Source organism: Fontibacillus panacisegetis, assembly GCF_900102215.1.
GTDB classification, from domain to species: Bacteria; Bacillota; Bacilli; order Paenibacillales; family Paenibacillaceae; genus Fontibacillus; species Fontibacillus panacisegetis.
This window is the reverse complement of record NZ_FNBG01000002.1, coordinates 22,642-46,021: the sequence shown is the minus strand read 5'-3', so window position 1 is coordinate 46,021 and position 23,380 is coordinate 22,642. Positions and strand designations below refer to the sequence as shown.

Here is a 23,380-nt window from a genome sequence, read left to right as displayed (position 1 = left end):
TACATTTTATGGGCATGTTCCTGTCTCCCTCTTTTTTCTTCTGATTTTTGCAATATCTTTAGATTTTAAGGGGAAATGTCCGGTAGTATCTCTTGTTATCAACATGTAAAAGTTGGAAGCTAAAAAATTTGTAGAAAAAAGAGGGAAAGGTCAAGCGGCGTTGAATAAGTACAGTGAACATTTTACATTGCTATTATATTTTCTAGGTAGAAATGGGAGGTGCCAAGGGCTTGAGCAACAATGACATCATTGTTAGTTTGGACATCGGTACATCCAAAGTTCGTGCTATTATTGGGGAAATTAATAATGGAACCTTTAATATTATTGGGGTTGGATCTGCCGACTCGGAAGGAATTCGCAAAGGTGCGATTGTAGATATCGATCAGACTGTTCAATCAATCCGCAGTGCTGTGGATCATGCTGAGCGAATGGTTGATATTCAAATATCTGAAGTTTATGTCGGCATTTCGGGAAATCATATCGGACTCCAAACGAGCCACGGAGTTGTAGCCGTACAAAATGAAGACCGGGAAATCGGTGAAGAAGATATTGAACGTGTGTTAAAAGCAGCTGAAGTGATCGCACTTCCTCCAGAACGTGAGATTATTGATGTAGTTGCCAAACAATATGTAGTTGACGGACTTGAAGGTATTCAGGACCCGCGCGGAATGATCGGTGTTCGGCTGGAGGTAGAAGCGATTATCATTACCGGTGCCAAGACAGCGATTCATAATTTGCTTCGTTGTGTTGAGAAATCTGGTTTAAAAGTTCGGGATTTAGTTCTTCTGTCGTTGGGAGCTGGTCAGCTGTCACTGTCCAAAGATGAGAAAACGATGGGATCTGTGCTGGTAGATATCGGTGCAGGCTCCTCAACAATCGCGGTATTTGAGAGCGGCACGATTGTTGCAACATCCACGCTTCCGATTGGGGGAGAATTTATAACAAACGATATTGCTTATGGACTTCGCACGCTGACTGATCAGGCGGAGAAAGTGAAGCTTAAATACGGCTGTGCATCGATTGAGGATGCTGCAGCAGATGTTACTTTCAAAGTTACTAGAATCGGCAGTAATGTGGACAAAGAGTTCACGCAAGAGGACCTAGCAGCTATCGCAGAACCGCGAGTTCAAGAGATTTTTCAGTTGATTCGTCAGGAAGTGAAGCGACTTGGATACAATGAGTTGCCTGGAGGTTACATTCTTACTGGCGGAACTGTAACGATGCCAGGTCTCTTGAAGATAGCGCAGCAGGAGTTATCCGCATCCGTACGTATTGCTGTTCCTGATTATATTGGGGTACGCGATCCAGGATTTACAGGAGGCGTAGGCGTTCTGTACAAAGTGATAAGAAATATTCGTATCCGGAATACAAGCCCCAAAAAGACGGTGAACCGTCCGAAATCTTCAGGGTCGCAAGAGACGAACAGCAAGACGGGGTTCATGGAACGCATTAAGAACTTATTTAGCGAATTTATATAATTGATTACTAGGATGATGGACGGGCCATCCATGCACAATGAGGGGGAGATGGAAGAGTATGTTGGAATTTGATTTCGAAATGGAGAGCTTGGCTCAAATTAAAGTCATCGGTGTAGGCGGAGGAGGTAGTAACGCTGTTAACCGAATGATAGAAAATGGAGTGCAGGGCGTTGAGTTTATTACCGTAAATACGGATGCTCAGGCACTGCATCTTGCTAAATCCGAGCATAAACTACAAATTGGGGATAAATTGACTCGCGGACTTGGTGCTGGTGCCAATCCGGATGTCGGTAAGAAGGCTGCCGAGGAGTCCCGTGATTTGATCGCAAACACTTTAAAAGGGGCCGATATGGTATTCGTAACTGCTGGTATGGGCGGTGGTACGGGTACTGGTGCTGCTCCAGTTATTGCGGAGATCGCTAGAGAATGTGGCGCTCTTACAGTTGGGGTAGTAACACGGCCGTTTACATTTGAAGGACGTAAACGTTCATCCCAGGCTGAGCTTGGTATAGAAGCATTAAAAGAAAAAGTGGATACACTGATCGTTATTCCGAACGATAGACTTTTGGAAATCGTAGACAAGAAGACGCCTATGCTGGAAGCATTCCGTGAAGCAGATAATGTATTGCGCCAAGCGGTTCAAGGTATTTCTGATTTGATCGCGGTTCCTGGTCTAATCAATCTCGACTTTGCAGACGTTAAGACGATTATGACTGAACGTGGATCTGCCTTGATGGGTATTGGCCTTGCTACAGGGGAGAATCGTGCTGCTGAGGCTGCTCGCAAAGCAATTATGAGTCCTTTGCTTGAGACTTCAATTGAGGGGGCTCGCGGGGTAATCATGAACATTACAGGTGGTGCTAACCTGTCCCTGTACGAAGTAAATGAAGCCGCTGAAATTGTCATTGCTGCTTCCGATCCGGAAGTGAATATGATCTTTGGTGCAATTATTGACGAAAACTTGAAAGAGGAAATTAAAGTTACGGTTATTGCGACCGGCTTTGAGAATAAACCTATGGCATCCTCAGCTCGTAAACCAACGGCTGGAGTTTCAGAGCCACAGGATAACAAATCGGGTTCAGCTTTGAGACCGTTTGGAAACCAGCCAAGCGGGGATCAACTTGATATTCCGACATTCCTTCGTAATCGTCGCAACAACGAATAATAATAACTAGATTCAGTCTTCCCCCAAGGGGTGGCACACAAGCTAGAAATAGCTCTGTGCCACCCTTTTATTTTTTGAGCAGATAAATAGAATGAATTTATACACATTATCTGTATGGATTAACATATCGAGATTAAATGCCTGAGGCAAAGCTTCAGGTTTTTTTGCAGTAGATCAACAGCTCGACAAAATAGTGAAAAAATAGTGCCCTTCTACTTTCAATTTTAGACAGACTTTACGTATAGGAGTCTATATACTTGAAACCAACTCCTATAGATGAGTGTACTCTTTTTTCTCATTTTCATAGGGGATAGATCATTGAGGGGCTGGCAGGTGAAGAAACTTGGTCGTTTATATCGATCTGATCTTTTTAATGAACCTGCTGATCGATGGTAGCCTTTTATTGGTCACAGCATGGATGCGTAAGCAAAAGGTAGTCATATGGCGACTTGTTGTATCAGCCTCGTTAGGGGCGACTTATGTATTGATGATGTTTTTGCCTGAATTGTCTTTTCTGTTTACCTTTCTAGTAAAATTCCTCTTTTCTGTTGCCATGTTGTGGATTGCGTTTGGATTTGGAAGTATGCAAACCTATCTGCGAAATATGGGGGCATTTTATATTGTTAACTTTGCAGCAGCCGGCGGTATACTTGGTATTCATTATTTGCTGCAAAACTCGGGTGAGGTCTGGAGCGGAATTTGGTATTCAGCATCAGGAGGGCTAGGGTTTTCGATAAAAATCGGAGCTTTGTTCACGTTTGTTGTGTTTTTTATTGTATTGCTATGGTTCAAGGTAGTTGTGGCTTCACGTCGCAAACAGGAGAAGATGTCTTCATTCTATGCAGAAGTAATCGTTACAATTCAGAATACGGAAATTCGCTGTACAGGGTTAATCGATACGGGTAACCAGCTTACTGATCCATTGAGCCGTATGCCCGTCATGGTTATGGAGGCTTCGCTTTGGCGTGATTACTTGCCGGAGTCCGTAGGGACTAATTGGACAACAGAACGTGCGGACAACCTTATTATGGAGTGGACTGAGGATGAGTCTTTCAGGTGGCGAGATCGATTGCGTTTAGTACCTTATCGAGGATTAAATAGGGGAACACAATTTATGATTGCATTAAAGCCTGATGAAGTTAAGGTGATCATGGATGGTCAGGAAGTGAGAACAACACGTGTGCTTGTCGGATTGGATGGTGGTTCTCTCTCTTCGGATAATGCGTACAGAGCAATTATTCATCCGCAGTTAACGGAAGGATCGAAAGAGAGGAACATACATTCGACAGACGTGGTGATGGCACTTGGCGATGCTCAAATGACTGGCGATGAAATGGGAGGAAAAGAGACATGCGTGTAAAGTGGAAACTTATGCTGCAATTGCAGTACTATCGATTGTTGTTCATTTTTGGATTAAAAAGTGAAGAAATCTATTATATCGGCGGAAGTGAAGCACTGCCGCCTCCATTGACACGTGAAGAAGAGGAATATTTATTGCAACGGCTTCCAAGCGGCGATTCGGCGATCCGGTCTATGCTGATCGAGAGGAATTTAAGACTGGTTGTATACATTGCAAGAAAATTTGAAAATACTGGAATTAATATAGAGGATCTTGTATCCATTGGTGCAATAGGACTCATAAAAGCGGTAAATACGTTTGATCCGGAGAAAAAAATCAAGCTAGCGACATATGCTTCCCGCTGCATCGAGAATGAGATTCTCATGTATTTGAGGCGGAATAGCAAAATCAGGACAGAGGTATCGTTTGATGAGCCGCTGAATATCGATTGGGATGGCAACGAGTTGTTATTGTCCGATGTTCTGGGGACGGAGAATGACACGATTTACCGGAATATTGAAGAACAAGTAGATCGTAAGCTGCTTCATAAGGCGCTAGATAAACTGAGTGATCGCGAAAGAATGATCATGGAGCTTCGTTTTGGATTAGTGGATGGAGATGAGAAGACACAAAAGGATGTTGCTGACCTCTTAGGTATTTCTCAATCCTATATTTCTCGTCTAGAAAAGAGGATTATTAAACGATTGCGCAAGGAATTCAACAAAATGGTGTAATAGCCGGTAGAGAAGGGCCATCATTTTCAGGAATAAAAATACAGTCCAAGGAGATAATGATCATTAATGTTTCTCCTTGGGAGGTAAGACACGATGACCCGTAACAAAGTCGAGATTTGCGGCGTAGATACCGCAAAATTGCCCGTTCTAACCAATGCGGAAATGCGTGAATTGTTTCATTCTTTGCAGCAGGATCACGTAAGATCAGCCAGAGAGAAATTAGTGAATGGCAACCTCAGGCTAGTGCTTAGTGTCATCCAGCGGTTCAACAATCGGGGGGAGTATGTAGACGATCTGTTTCAAGTCGGCTGCATCGGACTCATGAAAGCTATCGATAATTTTGATCTGTCGCAAAATGTCAAATTTTCTACCTACGCAGTTCCAATGATTATCGGGGAAATTAGGCGATATCTACGTGATAACAATCCGATTCGCGTCTCCCGTAGCCTGCGCGATATAGCATACAAAGCGCTGCAGATGCGTGACAGCTTGACGAATCAAAATTCGCGTGAACCTACCATTTTTGAAATTTCCGAAGCGCTTGGACTGCCGAAAGAAGATGTTGTTTTTGCATTGGATAGCATTCAAGATCCCGTATCCTTGTTTGAGCCGATCTATCATGATGGAGGAGATCCCATTTATGTAATGGATCAGATTAGCGACGATAAAAATAAGGACGTATCATGGATCGAGGAAATTGCACTGCGTGAAGCGATGCAGCGTCTTGGGAGACGTGAGAAAATGATCTTGTCGATGCGCTTCTTTGAAGGGAAAACCCAGATGGAGGTTGCTGATGAAATCGGCATCTCTCAGGCTCAGGTATCCCGGTTGGAGAAATCTGCTATTTTACAAATGCAGAAGCATGTGAAGTCTTAAACTGCTTTGCCAATTGTTAAAGGCCCCTTATTGGGGTCTTTTATTTGTGAGCAAAAGTTATCGTACTATCAGATCGAGAAGAGAATTTATAAAAATAAAAAATATTTTATTAAATAAAAATTAAAATAGTGGATTGACTTACCAATAAAAGAAAATTAATATATTCGTGTAAACGCTAACTGAATAGGCTGTTTGCATTGCAAGCGACTGATACCGATAGACTACCTTTTTCGGACATCCAATCACTTGATGCTGATATGTTGAAGGAAATAAGATATCGGTCATATTGTGTGAAAACTGAGCTTGGTAATATTTCAGGTAACGTGCGGGTGAATCAAGAGAAGGCTAGTCTCCAGAATGGAGTAGAATACAATAGGACCTGCCCACGTATTGGTATCCGTTGGGTCGGTCTTATTTTTTAAGCCGCAATATGAGCTCCTGAACACAAAATTTGAATCTTATGCCAACTAAATCAATGGAGTTCTTAAAAAATGCTCTAGAATTAGGAAGGTGTTTCTCTAATTTGATATGGTGAATTAATTATTTGCATACGACCGTCATATAGTTAAAAGAGAATGGCTTGCACGGAACGGGGGATCGCGAAATCATGGACAGTGTGGTGAGAGCAAGTATGAAAATATCGGACTTTCAAACCAAAGACGTCATTAACGTGGTCGACGGTAAAAGGCTTGGTCACATTAGTGATCTGGAGCTGGATTTAAGGCAAGGAATTATTGAGGCTATTGTGGTGCCGGTGAATACGAAGTTTCTGGGTCTTTTTGGGGGTGGTACTGATCTTATTATACCGTGGAAAAATATAGTGAAAATCGGCTCGGATGTTGTGCTTGTTAAAATGGAAGAGCAGCGTGAATTGCAAATACAACCTCAAAATGAAACTACTGTGTATATCGATCGTGATGGTCTGGCCAGCCGCCGTAACTAAACACTATGGCGGCTGTTGTGGTACACTGAATAATGAATTACAGGTAGAATGGGTATTTTTGGACTACTACGAGGAGATGGATGATGGAGCCTTTTGTTTGGAATTCTATAGACCAGTCGCCGCAAAGATTTGAATTGGAGTCTTTCCAGCGGTTGTTGCCTGAAGTAAGCGCTGGCTTTACTGGACGGGTTGGCGGAATCAGCCAGCCGCCATACAGCAGCTTGAATTTGGCTTATCATGTAGGTGATAATTCCCTGGATGTGCTTGAGAATCGTAAACGCCTTATGGATTCGCTTGGTTTTGAACATGGGTCATGGACCTGCGGAGAACAGGTGCATGGCAGTAATGTCGCGGTTGTCAGGGAAGAGCATAAGGGTAAGGGGTATCTTGATCGTGATAGTGCTTTTCAAAATACAGATGCTTTAGTAACTAATGTACCGGGCATATTACTTACATCTTTTTACGCGGATTGTGTTCCTTTATATTTTATGGACCCTGTGAAGAGAGTTGTAGGACTTGCTCATGCTGGATGGAAAGGGACCGTTCAAGCCATAGCTGAAGAGGTTGTTTATACAATGGAGGACGCATTCGGCAGTCAAAGAAGCGATATTTATGGAGCCATCGGTCCAAGTATCGGAGATTGTTGTTATGAGGTTGATGACGTGGTCATGGACAAGGTAAGAGCAATTATTGGACAAAATTCAGTGGAGCTTGATCGTTCATTCATCGAAAAATCGTCCCAAAATGAAGGAAAAACAATGCTGAACTTGAAAGAATTGAATCGAATCATTATGATTAAAGCAGGAATATTGCCGACTCATATCGAATGTACATTATTGTGTACAAGCTGTCATAATGACAAGTTCTTCTCATATCGCAAAGAAGGCGGAGTCACAGGTAGAATGGCGAGCTGGATCGGCATGAAGGAGAGGTGATCCTTTCGTTGTCGCTAAAGGAACGGATTGGTCAGGTGGAAGAGCGCATACAAGCGGCATGCGATCGTAGTGGACGGGCTCGCGAAGACGTTCATATCGTCGCAGTTACCAAATATGTATCAGTAGAGATGACACATATGGTATTAGAGGAAGGAATCATTCATCTTGGAGAGAATCGTCCTCAGATAGCAGGGCCAAAGTGGGAAGCACTAGGTGATCAAGGTATATGGCACTTTATCGGTCATATTCAGAGTAGAAAAGTTAAAGACATCGTAGGCAAATTTCAATATATTCACTCACTCGACCGTCTTTCCCTTGCAAAAGAACTGGAAAAGCGAGCTGCGGATGCAGATACAGAAGTATCAGCTTTTTTACAGGTCAACGTGTCTGGAGAAGAATCCAAACAGGGTATCACTCCAGAAGAAGCGGAGCAATTCTTAACCGAAGCCGCAGATCTAACTCATGTAAAGATTATTGGTCTTATGACAATGGCCCCGATTGAAGATGATCCGGAAGCTACAAGACCGTTTTTTCGTGAACTTAGAAGACTGCGCGATGAGCTTAATGCTAAAGGTGTAACAAAGGAACCGCTTACCGAGCTTTCTATGGGAATGTCGGATGATTTTGAAGTGGCAATTGAAGAAGGTGCGACCTGGGTACGCCTGGGTACTATTCTAGTGGGGAAAGGGGAGGAGAAATAATGGGAGTAATGAATAAATTCATGAATTTTCTGGGGCTTCAGGAAGAAGAGGAAATTGTAGAACGCGAAAGATTTGCTGCACAGGAAGAGCAGGAGTTTGAAGCGCCAAACTTCGAGACACGGAAAAATCACAGAGGTAACAATGTCGTTAGCATTCATTCACAGAAAAATGTAAAAGTGATTCTGTATGAACCACGTTCATATGATGAAGCTCAAGAGATTGCTGATCACTTGCGTTCACATCGGACGGTAGTTGTGAATCTTCAACGTGTTCGTAATGATCAGGCGATGCGTATTATCGATTTTTTGAGTGGGACCATTTACGCCTTGAGCGGAAGTATATCAAAAATTGGTGGCAACATCTTCTTATGTACGCCTGATACAGTGGAGATACAGGGATCGATCACTGAAATACTAACAGAGGATTTAGACTACAACAGAATGAGGTGAAGACATCTTGCTAGGTAATATCATTGCTATTGTAGATTTGCTATATAATATTTATTTTTACATGATATTTGCGTATATTCTAATGTCTTGGGTGCCTAATGTCCGCGACAGCTTTATTGGTGAACTGCTTGGAAAGCTTGTAGAGCCTTATTTGGCTCCATTTCGGAAGTTCATACCGCCGATTATGGGAATGATTGATATTTCCCCGATTATTGCGTTGTTTGTGTTGAACTGGGCTATAGTTGGATTAAAATCCATATTGTTTTACATTATCGGTGGGTAGAATCAGGATATGAAATTAGATGTTTATGATCATTTCAGACCGGAAGAACGCCCGTTTGTGGACAGGGCCTGGGAATGGATTGTGAATGCAGGACAATATCATGAAGTGAAGTTGAGTGATTTTCTCGACCCGCGCCAGTGCTCCATTGTAGAATCCCTTGCTAATCGCCATCCGGATGTTGTCGTCCGGCTTGATGGTGGATATCAGGGAGCTGAACGGAGACGTGCATTAATTGCTCCTGATTATATGGATGTGGATAATGAGCCGATGAGAATGAAGGTGCTCAGCATTACTTCAGGTGATCAGAAGTTTATAACATTGCAGCATGGAGATTATATGGGTGCGATTCTTGGTCTGGGACTTAAAAGGGACAAGATCGGTGATATTCATGTACGCGATGATGGTTGTCACGTCATTGTGACCGATGAAATAGCTCCGTTTCTGGATGTGAATTTGCGACAAGTGCACCGAATAAGCGTGTTTACAGACATCGTGGATCTTGAGTCGCTAAGAACGACGGAAGCAGAACTTGAGCCACTAGAATTAACGGTGGCTTCTTTGCGATTGGATGGAGTTGTTAGCGACGTATTTCGGTTAAGCCGGAGTAAGGCCCTTATTCCCATTAAAGCCGGCCGCTGCCGGATTAATTGGAAAACAGAAGAGGACCCGTCAAAGCCGTTAAAGGCTGGTGATGTAGTCGCACTGCAGGGATTTGGTCGGTTTAAAGTGTTAGAGATGGATGGGGTAACCAAAAAAGGAAGACTTCGAGTAACAATCGGCAAATTTGTATAATTCCTTGCAGGAAATACGAATTTGCTGTCGAAAATAACTACCCAAGGTCATTATTTTTTTCGATTCAGTGTGACAACTTCCGTGAAATGAAGTAACTTCTCACTTTGCGGAGGTGTCAATTCTATAGGAGGTGCGGATCATGCCATTAACGCCGCTGGACATACATAACAAGGAGTTCTCAAGGCGCATTCGCGGCTATGATGAAGATGAAGTAAATGAATTTCTCGATCAAGTAATTAAAGACTATGAAATCGTGATCCGGGAGAACAAGGAGCTTCAAAATCAACTGCTGTCCATGCAGGAGAAGTTGGACCATTTTTCCAATATTGAAGAGACCCTCAGCAAGACCATCATTGTTGCACAAGAAGCGGCTGACGAAGTGAAGAATAATGCTAAGAAGGAAGCACAGCTAATTGTGAAGGAAGCGGAGAAAAACGCTGATCGAATAGTTAATGAATCGCTCTCCAAATCGCGCAAAATTGCGATGGAGGTCGAAGAGCTCAAGAAGCAGGCTTCTATTTATCGCGCTAGATTCCGTACTTTGGTCGAGGCTCAGCTGGATTTGCTTAGTCAGGATGGATGGGATTCCTTAGACAGTCGGGAGCCTTCTTTGGACCATGGTCGCGATCGTGATCGGGAAATAAAAGAAATTTACTAATTCAGTGAGCTGCTCCATTCACCGTGGATTGACATTCAATGATTAAATAAGTTATAAATATATATTATAGTGATTTGATGATGGGAACCAGTACGTTGCGATTTTGTTCCTCAGAGAGTTGGCGGTAACAAGCTGCAAGCCAATGTTCAATGCGCAGACGGAATATCATCCCGGAGAAGCATAGCTGAATTTTAGGTATGGATACTATTTAAAAAGTCAGGTTTTTAGCATCGAGAAGGTTGGATGAAGTTGTGACTGAGGAGCGGAGCGTACGTTTTGTGTACGTGAGCACCGGAAGGCTCAACTGAATTCAAGATTCGAAGTCGAATAGGCGTCTCGTGATACTTCGTGATCAAAAGATGACTTTTTAAATTACCTTTAGGCTGTGCCGGCTGTCGGCCGTTATACCGACCCCATATGAAGCGTATGGGATCAAAGTGTCACACTGATGCAGAAGTTATCTGCTGATGGTGTGAAACAAGGGTGGTAACGCGAGTACAGTCTCGTCCCTTTTGGGACGGGGCTTTTTTGTTTTTTTTCGGGGCAATGTGACCTGATCGAATCAAATGCAAATGGAAAGGAAGAGAAACGTACCATGAAAAAGGTAGATGTCAAAGAGCATGCGCGTAATCGTGATTTGCGTATTCTGGACAAATGGAGTAAAGAGAATACTTTTAAACGCAGTATTGAGAATCGTGAAGGAAAACCAAACTATGTATTTTACGAGGGGCCTCCTACAGCTAACGGTTTGCCGCATATCGGGCACGTTCTTGGCCGTGTAATCAAGGACTTTATCGGTCGTTACCAGACGATGAGAGGTTACCGTGTCGTACGTAAAGCTGGCTGGGATACACATGGACTTCCTGTTGAGCTTGGTGTTGAAAAAGAACTTGGTATTTCGGGTAAGCAAGAGATCGAGAAATATGGTATCGAGGAATTCGTTAAGAAGTGTAAAGCAAGTGTCTTCGGCTATGAAAAGCAATGGCGTGAATTTACTGAAGCTATTGCATATTGGACAGATCTTGATGATCCATACATCACTCTGGATAACAATTACATTGAGAGTGTGTGGAACATTCTGGCGACAGTTCATGACAAAGGACTATTGTATCGCGGACATCGGGTTAGTCCATACTGCCCTTGCTGTCAGACTTCACTTAGCTCTCATGAAGTAGCTCAAGGTTATGAGGATGTGAAGGACCTTAGCGCTACTGCTAAATTTAAATTGAACGATACGGGTGAGTACGTACTTGCTTGGACGACTACGCCTTGGACTTTGCCAGCACACGTTGCTCTTGCAGTTAATCCTGATATGGATTATGCCAAGGTAGAGCAAGAGGATGGCGTGTATTTTGTAGCGAACAATCTTGTAGAAAAAGTAATGAAAGGCGACTATAAGATTCTCTCTGCTCATAAAGGCTCGGAATTGGTTGGCAGAACGTATACTCCGCCATTCAGCTATATCAAAGCAGATAAAATCAACGTGATCGTAGGCGCTCCATTCGTTACGAATGCAAGTGGTACAGGGATTGTACACATGGCTCCTGCACATGGTGAGGATGACTATCGTGTATGCCGTGAGAATGGAATCAGCTTCGTAAGTGTCGTTAATGGTCAAGGACGTTATACAGACGATGTTAGCGATTTTGCAGGTCGTTTCGTAAAAGACTGTGATCTTGATATCGTGAAGACACTTTCTGAAAAAGGGCTGCTGTACAGCAAAGAAAAATATGAGCACAGCTATCCTTTCTGCTGGCGTTGTAAATCACCACTTCTCTACTATGCGATGGAGAGTTGGTTCATTGAGACAACTGCAGTTAAAGATCAACTGATTGCTAACAATAATACAGTGGATTGGTATCCAGGCCATGTTCGTGAAGGACGATTTGGTAAATTTCTGGAGGAGCTTGTTGACTGGAATATTAGCCGTAATCGTTACTGGGGAACTCCGCTCAACGTTTGGGTATGTCCGGATTGCGGAGGACAATTTGCACCACATAGTTCTGCTGAGCTGCGTGAGCATGCTGTTGGTCATGTAAGCGAGAATCTTGAGCTTCACAAACCTTATGTGGATGAAGTGAAAGTGAAATGTCCTCATTGTAAAGGCGGCGTTATGGAACGTACTTCTGAAGTGATTGACGTATGGTTTGATAGCGGTTCGATGCCATTTGCTCAACATCACTATCCGTTTGAAAATGTCGACACATTTGAAGAGCAATTCCCGGCTGATATGATCTGTGAGGGTATTGACCAAACTCGCGGCTGGTTCTACAGCTTGCTTGCAGTATCAACATTGTTTACAGGAAAAGCTCCTTATAAGGCAGTAATTGCTACGGGTCACGTATTGGATGAAAATGGACAGAAAATGTCCAAATCGAAAGGCAACGTCATTGATCCTTGGGAAATTATTAACGAATTCGGAACGGACGCTTTCCGTTGGGCTTTACTATCAGATAGTGCACCTTGGAACAGCAAACGTTTCTCCAAAGGCATAGTAGCTGAAGCAAAATCCAAAGTCATCGATACGCTCGTAAATACTCACGCTTTCTTGACATTGTATGCCGGAATCGACGGATACAAACCAGAGGAGCATAAATATCGTCCTTCGAGCAACAAGCTTGACCGCTGGATTTTATCGAGACTTAACAGCCTGATAAAGGTGATGGATAAAGGACTGGCTGTGAACGATTTCGTCAACACATCCAAAGCGATTGAAGAATTTATTGACGAGCTTAGCAACTGGTACATTCGACGTTCCCGTGACCGTTTCTGGGGAAGTGGTCTTGGTGAGGATAAATTGTCCGCTTATCAGACTTTGACAAATGTTCTGCTTACTGTGTCCAAGTTAATCGCTCCGTTCACTCCAATGCTCTCTGAGGATATTTTCACGAACCTTGACGGTGGGGAAAGTGTTCATTTGGCGGACTATCCTGTAGCTGATGAAACATTGATTGATTTAGAGCTTGAGCAGGATATGGAAAGTGCACGTCAAATCGTTGAATTGGCACGTAACGTTCGTAACGAGACAGGAATCAAGACACGTCAACCGTTGTCTGATCTGATTGTGTCAATGAACCGCGATTTTGCAGTTGCTGATTATGAGGAGATCATTAAGGAAGAAATCAATGTGAAGGTAATCGACATTGAGACTAGTGATAGCGGATTTGTCGACTTCCTCTTGAAGCTGAACCTTAAAGTAGCCGGTAAAAAGTACGGTAAAAATGTTGGCTTCCTTCAAGGTTACCTGAAATCACTGCCTGCAGAAGAGACTCGTAAAGTGGTAGAAAACGGTCAAGTTCAAGTGACTTCTCCTGAAGGTGAAGAATTGGTTATTACTTCGGAGGAGCTTCTTGTTGAGAAACAAGCTAAACCAGGCTTTGCTTCAGCTTCAGGCTATGGAATTACAGTAGCATTGAACACGGATATCACTCCTGAACTTGAACAAGAGGGATGGGTTCGCGAAGTGGTTCGCGCTGTTCAGGATACACGTAAAAAACTTGATCTACCGATTGAGAAGAGAGTTCATTTGACGCTGGATGTTGATGATGAATTGAAGGCTGCGATCACTGCGTTCGAGAACGTTTTGCGCGAGAATGTGCTGATGACGGATGTTTCATTCGGTAAACCAGAGGGTGATATAGAGGTTATAGATCTCGGTTCGAAGAAGATCGGTGTGCATATTGCCTAAAAATCCAGTTCTGTATGGCAGTGACAACCAGAGGCTATAATAAGGATTAACCAAAAGAAACGAGCTTTGGTAATCCATAATGACAGTAATGATCATTGGATTAACAGGCTCGTTTCATGGTTTTCGGAGGTGCTAAAATGGACCATCGCAAATCTAAGGGAAGTTCTGTTGACGAGACGTTTTCTACGCCAGAAGAACAAATGAACGCCATGTATCGCTTAACATTGAATTGGTCAAGACAGCTGGAGAAATCCAAAATCGTTGAGTACACGGAGCTGCTTAATCGACCATGGCGTCTTATTTGGACCAATTTATTAGCTGGTACAGCAAGAGGCGTAGGAATCGCTATCGGGTTTACTTTTTTTGCGGCTACGATCATTTACATTTTACAGCTATTAGGCGCACTGAATTTACCGATCATCGGAGACTACATCGCGGATATTGTTAGGATTGTTCAGCGCCAGTTGGAGCTTAATACGTATTAGAGCCGGTTCCAAGGGAATCTTCACTATCCAGATCTTCCGTCGCAGACATCATTTTGCGATATACCCCATTTCGATAAAAGAAAACTTTTTCACCATAGATGTCTGTAGCGATGAAGCTTTCGAATGGTTCAACGAATCCGTCAAGCTCACTTGACGCTTCGATCTCCATATCGTTGTAATCGTCAACTTCTGACTCCTCGGCAAATGCCGGGGAGTTTGAAGTTCCGTAGCTTTCAACGATTTGCCAGCTGTCCTCTCCGTCAAATTCTGTCTCGTCATCATGCTCGTCCAGACTGGTACGACCAAATGGGGGCGCAAGAAATTGTTCCTCGACGGGTCTTGCTGCCGAGACAAATGACTGAGGACTGTGATCCTTACAGTAGAGAGTCTCCGGAATAACGCTAAGACGTTCGTAGCTGATCGGCTTGCCACAGGTGAGGCAGACTCCGTAGCTGCCATCTTCCATGGCTTGAAGCGCACCTTCGATACGGGTAAGCATGAGTTCGTTTTGTTCGATTAGAGCGATATCTTTACCCCGTTCGTACATTTCGCTGCCTAAATCAGCGGGATGGTTGTCAATGTTAGATAATTCACCTGTATTGTCTCGCAAAGATTCCTCCATTCCGTAATGATCATTTTGGGACAACCTGGAGTTCAGATCCTTGCGTGCTGCTTCAAGCTTAGCCTTCAGCTCTGCCCGTTGCTCATTAGTTAGATGTGGCATACGTATCGACTCCTTCTCTAGGGCGTACTTCAAAATTTGTTTTTATATAATGATGTAATAAGTCATTAGTCTTAGAAGTATTTTGTGCAGGAATACGACAATTTACCTAAGGAAAATCCTATCGCTCATGGACGGTTCAATTCCCGCTATGCTACAATATACAGGTCTTCACAAATGGTTATATCAGACGAAAAAACGAGGTGACTTACCGCGTGGTATACTTTTTGATCGCATTGATTATGTTTCTGATCGACCAAGGAACCAAATATTTAATTGCCACGAAATTAACGATTGGTGAACAAATACCGGTTATCGGCGATTTCTTCCTGATTACTTCACATCGCAACCGTGGTGCGGCCTTTGGGATTTTAGAGGGTCAGCGTGTGTTCTTCATTGTTGTAACAGTGATTGTTCTAATCGGGATCGTTTGGTATTTGCTAAAGGTCATAAAACACGGAAATAAGCTGCTGCCTACAGCATTATCGCTCGTTCTCGGCGGAGCTGTTGGCAATTTCTTAGATCGTGCTGTTGCAGGTGAGGTTGTCGACTTTTTACAGTTTAATTTTGGCTCCTACACATTTCCTATTTTCAATGTAGCTGATTCCTGTATCGTTATCGGTGTAGCTCTAATCGTACTGGATTCGCTTCTTGAGGTTCGCAGAGAGAAACAATCATCAGGAGCAGGACATGAACAAAAGGAGCAAGTATGAATTCAAATTTGGACAAATCTGAGCTGGAAGAGGATACCTTTAAATGGGTAGCCGATGCTGCATCTAAGAAGGATCGCATTGACAAATATGTTAAAGCCCAGCTTGGTGAAAATATTTCGCGCAATCAGATTCAGCTTTGGATAGAAAGTGGAGACATTACGGTTAATGGAGATGTTGTCAAGGCTAATTATAAAATTGCCGAGGGAGACCGCATTACATTGCTCGTACCTGAGGCGGAAGCTGTTGAAATCGAACCAGAGGATATTCCTTTGGATGTATATTATGAAGACGCGGATGTTATTGTCGTAAACAAGTCGCGGGGGATAGTTGTTCATCCGGCTCCAGGCCACTCATCTGGAACGCTTGTGAATGCGCTGATGCATCATTGCAAGGATCTGTCAGGGATTAATGGAGAACTGCGTCCCGGTATCGTACATCGTATCGATAAGGATACATCAGGACTCCTGATGGCAGCCAAAAATGACAAGGCACATGCTTCATTGGCGGCTCAGCTTAAGGAGCATTCGGTGACTCGCAAATATTTTGCACTCGTCCATGGTAATGTGAACCATGATCAAGGAACGGTTGATGCTCCGATTGGACGCGATCCACATGACCGCAAAATGTACACAGTGCAGGAACGCAACAGCAAGCATGCTGTAACACATTTTCATGTTGTGGAACGGTTTGGCGATTACACCTTGCTAGAGCTTAAGCTGGAGACAGGTCGTACTCATCAGATTCGAGTGCATATGAAATTTATTGGACACCCGCTTGTAGGCGATCCTATGTACGGTCGCAGCAAAGGTATTAAAATGGATGGACAAGCACTTCATGCCGCAGTACTGGGATTCATTCATCCGAGCACTGGTGAATATATGGAGTTTGCTGCTCCGATTCCGGAAGACATGGAGCATGTGCTTCATGCACTTCGTAACCGTTAATTTATTGGTAAATGATGCACCTGTAATGCGAATTCCTTCTTAGAAGGATTTTGTGTTACAGGTGTTTTTATTTTCGTTTCGCTCTGATGAAAAAATGCATTTCTGCAGTTTTTTAATCAAAACAGGAAATTTATTGGAAAAGTCTGCATTTTATACGAAAATAAAGAGTATGCCACAAGTAATCGTGATTAGGCTCGTGTTAAACAGAAGCATCACGAGCTACAGTTGGGCGTTGTCAGCCTATCTCAGCACTTCGGTAGCAATAAAGGAAAAAAGTTCCCCTATTCCATCAGGATTCGCTCAAGATCATAAAATAAAGGAACTTAATTCCTCTATTTTGGTGCTACACGCTTGTTTTTGGTATTTTAGGGCAATTTCAGTAAGGATAGAGGAAAATACTTCCTTTATTTTCTTTAAAATCATCTCATTTTCGAAAATAAAGGATATTTTTTCCTCTACTGTGTTCGATCTGCAATCCTCTGGCTTCTCACGAATAAGCTAGCTGTACTATTTCGCTAAAGCGCAATTTGGAAATTTGGAGGTTGTTATTTTCATTCTAGGTGATGACGCCTGGGTGTCATAGTTGTTTGAGCAGGAATTTTGTTCCGGAAAACGATGTGATCTTAATTAAATCAAACAGAGTTCAGCGAAACCAGCCAAAGGTTAAAAAGTACAAACGTTCTGGTAATTAATCCATTCTCTAATATCCTTGATTCCATCATATTTAAGAATGTCTAGTATGATTAAGGAGATGATTAAAAATGAGCATAGAAGTTTATCAGGATACTTACATTCAACAGCAGTTTGCGGATCGTATAGGTGGGGCAAATTACGGCAAAGATACTGCCATTTATAAATTTGAAAAAATCAAACGTGCGAAAGCAGCGGCTAAAAAGGATTTTCCTAACATTGAATTGATCGATATGGGTGTTGGTGAGCCTGACGAAATGGCGGATGCAGGAATCGTCGCCAAGCTTGCGGAAGAAGCGGCTAAGCCGGAAAACCGTGGATATGCCGACAATGGGATAGCCGAATTCAAAGAAGCGGCAGCTCGTTATCTGGAGGAAGTATTTCAGGTTCAGGGCATCGATCCTATAACTGAAATCGTCCATTCGATTGGTTCCAAGCCAGCGTTGGCGATGCTGCCATCATGCTTTATAAATCCTGGTGATGTAACGATTATGACAGTGCCAGGTTATCCGATAATCGGGACACATACCAAATACTTGGGCGGAGAAGTGTATACAGTACAATTGACTGAAGAGAATGACTTTTTGCCAGACTTGTCCTCCATTCCAGAGGATATTGCACTTCGGGCAAAACTGATTTATTTGAACTATCCGAACAATCCAACGGGCGCCAGCGCAACGAGAGAGTTTTTTGTCAAAGTTGTGGAATGGGCTCGCAGATATAATGTAATCGTAGTACATGACGCTCCATATTCAGCTTTAACCTATGATGGATTGAAGCCGCTAAGCTTCCTGTCTATTCCGGGAGCCAAAGACGTAGGGGTAGAGCTTCACTCGTTATCGAAATCATACAACATGACAGGATGGAGAATAGGGTTTGTCGCAGGTAATCCGCTGATCGTTAAGGCATTTAGCGATGTAAAAGATAACAATGACTCCGGTCAGTTTATTGCGATTCAGAAGGCGGCTGCTTACGGACTTTCCCGTCCAGAAATTACGGAGAAAATTGCAGATAAATATTCACGCCGTCATAACATGCTCGTTCAAGTTTTAAATGAACTGGGCTTTAATGCCAAGAAACCAAAGGGCTCCTTCTTCCTGTATGTTGCAGCTCCAAAAGGCGTTGCAGGTGGTCCGAAGTTCGCCACTGCAGAAGATTTCTCTCAATATTTAATTCGTGAAAAGCTGATTTCTACGGTACCTTGGGATGATGCAGGACATTTTGTTCGTTTCTCGGTAACTTTTGAAGCAAAGGGTTTAGAGGAAGAAGAAAGAGTTATCTCGGAAATCAAGCACCGTTTGGGTGAAGTGAAATTCGAATTTTAAAGTAATATTGGAGTTTGACAGGTCTGCCGTGTTGGCAGGCTTGTTTTTGTTATGTTTGTTGTTTGGAATGAGGTGACTATTGAAAAAAACGACATTGAATAAATATTAATAATAATGTATATTTATTAGTGTGTATAAGTTTCATTCAATGTCATTATTCCAATATGGACGATGTAGATATAAGACCTTTATAGGCTAGCTATTTTTTCCGGTAGCGTTGTCTTGACAGTTTGACCTCATTCTGTCATAATTCACGTAGATCAATAGAACCTTTAATTCAGTCCCGTGAGGCTGGCAAGGTAACGTGAATGTGGTTTTGGGGAACATTACGCATATATCTGCGTGGTATTTTCCTGGGCCACATGACAGTCATGGTTTTAAACTGTGGCTAAAGACTCCTTGCCTGGATCAGGCAAGGAGTTTTTTTATGGCCTATCACGGTATCTGGAAATCATTAGTCCTGAGGAGGCAGATGGAATGAGCTTGGAGAGTCATGTCATTATGGATGAAACGGCGATCCGCCGTGCACTAACTAGAATTGCTCATGAAATCCTGGAGAGGAACAAAGGTATTGAAGGCTGTGTATTGGCAGGAATCAAAACACGAGGTGTGTTTCTTGCTAAACGTCTTGCGGAACGATTGGAGAACATTGAAGGAAAATCTATTCCTTGGTTCGAATTGGATGTGACCTCATATCGCGATGATCGTTCTGAAAGAGAACGGGGAGCCGATAAAATCTCCTTCCCTGTCCCGATTCACGACAAAAAAGTAATACTTTTCGACGACGTTTTGTATACAGGCCGAACGATTCGGGCGGCAATGGATGCCATTATGGACTGCGGGCGACCGCAATCCATACAGCTTGCAGTGCTAGCTGATCGAGGGCATCGGGAACTACCGATCAGACCTGATTATATTGGTAAAAATGTACCAACCTCAAAAGCCGAAGAAATTGAAGTGCTTCTGGAAGAGGTTGATGGCAGTGATTTGGTCAGAATTTTTCAACAACGGGGGGAGCAGTGACATGACCATGACCGCATCTACTTTGAAGGAACGCTCTTTACTAGGGCTTAGAGAACTTAGCGCTGATGAAATAGGCTCGATTCTGGATCGTGCCGCTTATTGGGAAAGTCAAACAGAGAAAGTCATTCCGGTTTTGAAGAACCATTTTGTATCAAACATGTTTTTTGAGAACAGCACAAGAACTCGCTTTTCTTTTGAAATGGCCGAGAAACGACTTGGAGCACAGGTGTTGAACTTTGCCGCTGCTGTCTCAAGCGTGGAAAAAGGCGAATCGATCTACGATACCGTTCGTACGCTGGAATCGATGGGCATTGACGCCGGAGTGATTCGCCTTAAACCCGTCGGGCTGCTTGCTGATCTGGCCACTAAGGTATCGATTCCACTGGTTAACGCAGGAGACGGCAACAACGAGCATCCAACGCAGGCGCTGCTTGATCTCTACACGATGAAGAAACACTTTGGAGAGCTAAAAGGTTTGACCGTATCCATTATCGGGGATATCAAGCATAGTCGGGTAGCCAGATCAAATCTGTGGGCATTGCAAAAGTTTGGTGCAAAAGTTAAGCTATGTGCCCCAACCAGCATGCAAGCACCGGAGCTTGGAGCCTTCGCTTCATATGTATCAATGGAAGAAGCGCTGAGCTCTGACGTCATTATGATGCTGCGTGTTCAGCTAGAGCGACATGCAGAGGGAATTCTTAAATCTGCTGAGCAATACCGACTCGAGTATGGATTGACTGAAGACCGGGTTGCGAAGCTTGACCCGCATGTGATCATCATGCATCCGGCTCCAGTGAACCGAAACGTAGAAATAGATGATGCTATCGTTGAACATCCACAATCCCGTATTTTCAAGCAAATGCAAAATGGGGTTCCAATTCGGATGGCAGTAATAGAAAGAGCAGTAAAATAGAACAAGAGCGGAGGATCATTCATTCATGAGGCTTATAATACGCAATGCAAATGTACTGGACGAAAATGGTAACCTTGAATTAAAACATATCAGCATTGTTGACGGAATTATTGAGAGTATAGAGAATGCTGGGACCGCTTTGGATAGCTCGGAATCAGGAGTTCAAATCTTGGACGCTGAAGGCAAATTGGTTACACCGGGTTTTATCGACATGCATGTCCATCTGAGAGAACCTGGTTTTGAACATAAAGAAACGATTGAGACAGGCTCGCGTTCGGCTGCCAAGGGTGGATTTACTACCATTGCTTGTATGCCAAATACACGTCCTGTTACAGATAACTCTGAGACAGTGCAGCTCGTTAAGGAAAAAGCTAAAGCTGCCGGCCTCGTGAATGTGCTGCCATACGCGGCGATTACAAAAAGCGAGCTCGGTCGTGAGTTGACCGATTTCAAGGCACTAAAAGAAGCAGGAGCCATCGGATTTACGGATGACGGTGTAGGTGTTCAAAGCGCCCAGATGATGAAGGACGCTATGGCACTTGCAGCTTCAATGAATATGCCGGTGATCGCGCACTGCGAAGATAACTCGCTCGTTGAGGGTGCTCCGGTAGCAGAAGGTGAATTTGCTAAACGCCATGGTTTCAAAGGAATTCCAAATGAGTCTGAAGCGATTCATGTAGGTCGGGATATTTTGCTGGCTGAGGCAACCGGAGTTCACTATCACGTATGCCATGTAAGTACAGAGCAGTCGATCCGTTTGATTCGCCAGGCTAAGGAAATCGGAATCAACGTAACTGCCGAGGTTTGTCCACATCACCTGATTTTGTCTGAGGAGGATATTCCGGGGCTTGATGCAAACTGGAAAATGAACCCTCCACTTCGATCCAAGAGAGATGTTGAGGCTTGTATACAAGCGCTGGAGGACGGAACGATTGATATCGTGGTTACCGATCATGCTCCTCACAGTGCTGAGGAGAAAGCAAAAGGGATGCAGCTTGCACCTTTTGGCATCGTAGGATTTGAGACAGCGTTCCCGCTGCTCTACACCAAGTTTGTTGCGACAGGCCGCTGGAGTCTAAATATGCTGGTCAACCGGATGACCTCTGATCCGGCAAAAGTATTCGGATTAAACAGTGGGTCGTTGAAGGTTGGCGCTCCTGCTGATATTACCATCGTCGATCTGGAGAATGAAAAAGAAGTTGATCCTGAACAATTTGCTTCAAAAGGCCGCAACACCCCATTTACGGGCTGGCAGCTTAAGGGGTGGCCGGTTGCAACGGTTGTTCAAGGGAAAGTTGTTTGGAGCGAACAAGAGGCTTAGGCTTTTATAGATAGAAAGTTCACATACCGCTAGATAAATAGACAAGTGCAAAGGAGTGCTACAGGATGCAAGCAAGATTGTTGTTGGAGGACGGCACACTGTTTACCGGAAAATCTTTCGGTGCTGAAGTCGAAAAAACAGGCGAGGTCGTTTTTAATACAGGAATTACGGGTTACCAAGAGGTTTTGTCAGATCCATCTTATTGCGGCCAAATCGTTACGATGACCTATCCGCTGATTGGAAACTACGGAATCTCAAGAGATGATTTCGAGTCGATCGCACCTTCGATTCACGGATTTGTTGTGCGCAGATATGAACCAACGCCAAGTAACTGGAGAGCGCAATACAATCTGGGTGACCTTCTGAAGGAATATGAGATCCCAGCTATTTCTGATATCGATACTCGCATGTTGACTCGCATCATTCGTCACCACGGAACAATGAAGGGGATCATTACTACCTCCACTAAATCTGTTCAGGAGCTGCAAGAAATGATGGCTTCTACTAGCATTGACGAACTTCGCAATCAGGTAGCACGTACATCTACTCGTCATGTATACAGCAGTCCAGGTTCCAAAGAACGGATCGTCCTCGTAGATTTTGGAGCGAAGAGCGGTATTCTTCGTGAGCTGAATAAAAGAGATTGCGACGTCGTAATCGTACCTCATGATACAACGGCTGACGAAATCCGCCGTCTGTGCCCGGATGGAATCCAATTATCTAATGGCCCCGGGGACCCTAAAGATGTTCCGCACGCTGTTAAAATGATCTCCGAGCTGCTTGGAGAGTATCCGATCTTCGGAATTTGCCTTGGTCATCAGCTGTTGGCTCTTGCATGCGGAGCAGATACTGAAAAGCTGAAATTTGGTCATCGCGGCGGTAACCACCCAGTGAAAGATCTTGCAACAAGCCGTTGCTACATCACTTCGCAGAACCATGGCTACACCGTAACTGAATCTTCGATTGCCGGAACGGATCTGGAAGTAACTCATATCAACAACAATGACAAAACCATCGAAGGTGTAAAACACCTTAAATACCCGGCCTTCTCGGTACAATACCATCCTGAAGCAGCACCGGGACCCTATGACAACAGCTACTTATTTGATCGCTTCATCGAAATGATTCAAGAACATAAACGGCAGCATCCGCAAAAGCCTCGTCAGGCCGTACTGATGGCAGCAGCGAAAGGAGAACTGTAAAA

At 43.6% G+C, this 23,380-nt stretch carries 22 protein-coding genes and 1 other annotated feature; of the genes, 21 read left to right on the top strand and 1 reads right to left on the bottom strand.

Annotated features, from left to right (window positions below):
* The first annotated feature begins 230 nt into the window (after positions 1–230).
* The 14 genes from ftsA to BLS49_RS02665 all read left to right on the top strand — a co-directional run bounded on the left by ftsA (position 231) and on the right by BLS49_RS02665 (position 14,526).
* Complete coding sequence (gene ftsA / locus BLS49_RS02730) at positions 231–1,478, top strand: cell division protein FtsA (RefSeq protein WP_091226541.1); 1,248 nt, start codon at positions 231–233, stop codon at positions 1,476–1,478.
* A gap of 58 nt (positions 1,479–1,536) precedes the next feature.
* On the top strand, positions 1,537–2,643 hold the full coding sequence (gene ftsZ / locus BLS49_RS02725; RefSeq protein WP_091226540.1) for a cell division protein FtsZ: 1,107 nt from the start codon (positions 1,537–1,539) through the stop codon (positions 2,641–2,643).
* A gap of 343 nt (positions 2,644–2,986) precedes the next feature.
* The gene (gene spoIIGA, locus BLS49_RS02720; RefSeq protein ID WP_091226538.1) at positions 2,987–4,003 is read left to right on the top strand and encodes a sigma-E processing peptidase SpoIIGA; all 1,017 of its coding nucleotides are present in this window, start codon (positions 2,987–2,989) and stop codon (positions 4,001–4,003) included.
* Positions 3,994–4,716: an RNA polymerase sporulation sigma factor SigE gene (gene sigE, locus BLS49_RS02715; protein ID WP_091226536.1), complete on the top strand. Its 723-nt coding sequence runs from the start codon at positions 3,994–3,996 to the stop codon at positions 4,714–4,716. The genes spoIIGA and sigE overlap by 10 nt, the downstream gene beginning before the upstream one ends.
* Before the next feature lie 93 nt (positions 4,717–4,809).
* Entirely contained in the window at positions 4,810–5,592 is a 783-nt protein-coding gene (sigG, locus tag BLS49_RS02710) for an RNA polymerase sporulation sigma factor SigG (RefSeq protein WP_091226535.1), read from the top strand.
* Positions 5,593–6,199: 607 nt separating this feature from the next.
* Positions 6,200–6,535 (top strand): YlmC/YmxH family sporulation protein, encoded by a 336-nt coding sequence (locus BLS49_RS02705; protein WP_091226533.1) that lies wholly within the window; start codon positions 6,200–6,202, stop codon positions 6,533–6,535.
* A gap of 83 nt (positions 6,536–6,618) precedes the next feature.
* Positions 6,619–7,470 (top strand): peptidoglycan editing factor PgeF, encoded by an 852-nt coding sequence (gene pgeF, locus BLS49_RS02700; protein WP_091226531.1) that lies wholly within the window; start codon positions 6,619–6,621, stop codon positions 7,468–7,470.
* Positions 7,471–7,478: 8 nt separating this feature from the next.
* Entirely contained in the window at positions 7,479–8,171 is a 693-nt protein-coding gene (locus BLS49_RS02695; protein ID WP_091226530.1) for a YggS family pyridoxal phosphate-dependent enzyme, read from the top strand.
* Positions 8,171–8,620, top strand: a complete 450-nt coding sequence (locus BLS49_RS02690; protein ID WP_091226528.1) for a cell division protein SepF — start codon at positions 8,171–8,173, stop codon at positions 8,618–8,620. Before BLS49_RS02695 ends, BLS49_RS02690 begins: the two co-directional genes overlap by 1 nt.
* 7 nt (positions 8,621–8,627) lie before the next feature.
* Positions 8,628–8,903, top strand: a complete 276-nt coding sequence (locus BLS49_RS02685) for a YggT family protein (RefSeq protein WP_091226526.1) — start codon at positions 8,628–8,630, stop codon at positions 8,901–8,903.
* 9 nt (positions 8,904–8,912) lie between these two features.
* Positions 8,913–9,695 carry a YlmH family RNA-binding protein gene (locus BLS49_RS02680; RefSeq protein ID WP_091226524.1) on the top strand — a complete coding sequence of 261 codons (783 nt, stop codon included), beginning with the start codon at positions 8,913–8,915 and terminating at the stop codon, positions 9,693–9,695.
* A 139-nt stretch (positions 9,696–9,834) separates the two neighbouring features.
* Positions 9,835–10,353, top strand: a complete 519-nt coding sequence (locus BLS49_RS02675; protein ID WP_091226522.1) for a DivIVA domain-containing protein — start codon at positions 9,835–9,837, stop codon at positions 10,351–10,353.
* Between the two features lie 68 nt (positions 10,354–10,421).
* Positions 10,422–10,867, top strand: a binding site (T-box leader).
* A gap of 81 nt (positions 10,868–10,948) precedes the next feature.
* Complete coding sequence (gene ileS / locus BLS49_RS02670) at positions 10,949–14,041, top strand: isoleucine--tRNA ligase (protein ID WP_091226521.1); 3,093 nt, start codon at positions 10,949–10,951, stop codon at positions 14,039–14,041.
* 137 nt (positions 14,042–14,178) lie between these two features.
* Complete coding sequence (locus BLS49_RS02665) at positions 14,179–14,526, top strand: DUF5665 domain-containing protein (protein WP_091226519.1); 348 nt, start codon at positions 14,179–14,181, stop codon at positions 14,524–14,526.
* Here BLS49_RS02665 and BLS49_RS02660 read toward each other — a convergent pair.
* A complete protein-coding gene (locus BLS49_RS02660; RefSeq protein WP_091226517.1) occupies positions 14,513–15,250 on the bottom strand; it encodes a TraR/DksA C4-type zinc finger protein in 738 nt (245 codons plus the stop codon). The two genes, BLS49_RS02665 and BLS49_RS02660, sit on opposite strands and share 14 nt — an antisense overlap.
* A gap of 212 nt (positions 15,251–15,462) precedes the next feature.
* Here BLS49_RS02660 and lspA point away from each other — a divergent pair, with 212 nt between their 5' ends.
* From lspA to BLS49_RS02620, 7 genes are all read left to right on the top strand, one after another.
* Positions 15,463–15,960, top strand: coding sequence for a signal peptidase II (gene lspA / locus BLS49_RS02655; RefSeq protein WP_091226515.1), 498 nt, complete (start codon positions 15,463–15,465; stop codon positions 15,958–15,960).
* Positions 15,957–16,904, top strand: coding sequence for an RluA family pseudouridine synthase (locus BLS49_RS02650; protein WP_091226514.1), 948 nt, complete (start codon positions 15,957–15,959; stop codon positions 16,902–16,904). Before lspA ends, BLS49_RS02650 begins: the two co-directional genes overlap by 4 nt.
* A gap of 761 nt (positions 16,905–17,665) precedes the next feature.
* Entirely contained in the window at positions 17,666–18,919 is a 1,254-nt protein-coding gene (locus BLS49_RS02640) for an LL-diaminopimelate aminotransferase (protein ID WP_091226510.1), read from the top strand.
* A 477-nt stretch (positions 18,920–19,396) separates the two neighbouring features.
* Complete coding sequence (pyrR, locus tag BLS49_RS02635; RefSeq protein ID WP_091226509.1) at positions 19,397–19,942, top strand: bifunctional pyr operon transcriptional regulator/uracil phosphoribosyltransferase PyrR; 546 nt, start codon at positions 19,397–19,399, stop codon at positions 19,940–19,942.
* Between the two features lies 1 nt (position 19,943).
* Positions 19,944–20,855, top strand: coding sequence for an aspartate carbamoyltransferase catalytic subunit (locus BLS49_RS02630; protein WP_091226507.1), 912 nt, complete (start codon positions 19,944–19,946; stop codon positions 20,853–20,855).
* Between the two features lie 25 nt (positions 20,856–20,880).
* Positions 20,881–22,176, top strand: coding sequence for a dihydroorotase (locus BLS49_RS02625; protein WP_091226506.1), 1,296 nt, complete (start codon positions 20,881–20,883; stop codon positions 22,174–22,176).
* A 65-nt stretch (positions 22,177–22,241) separates the two neighbouring features.
* The gene (locus BLS49_RS02620) at positions 22,242–23,378 is read left to right on the top strand and encodes a glutamine-hydrolyzing carbamoyl-phosphate synthase small subunit (protein WP_091226504.1); all 1,137 of its coding nucleotides are present in this window, start codon (positions 22,242–22,244) and stop codon (positions 23,376–23,378) included.
* Positions 23,379–23,380 lie beyond the last annotated feature (2 nt).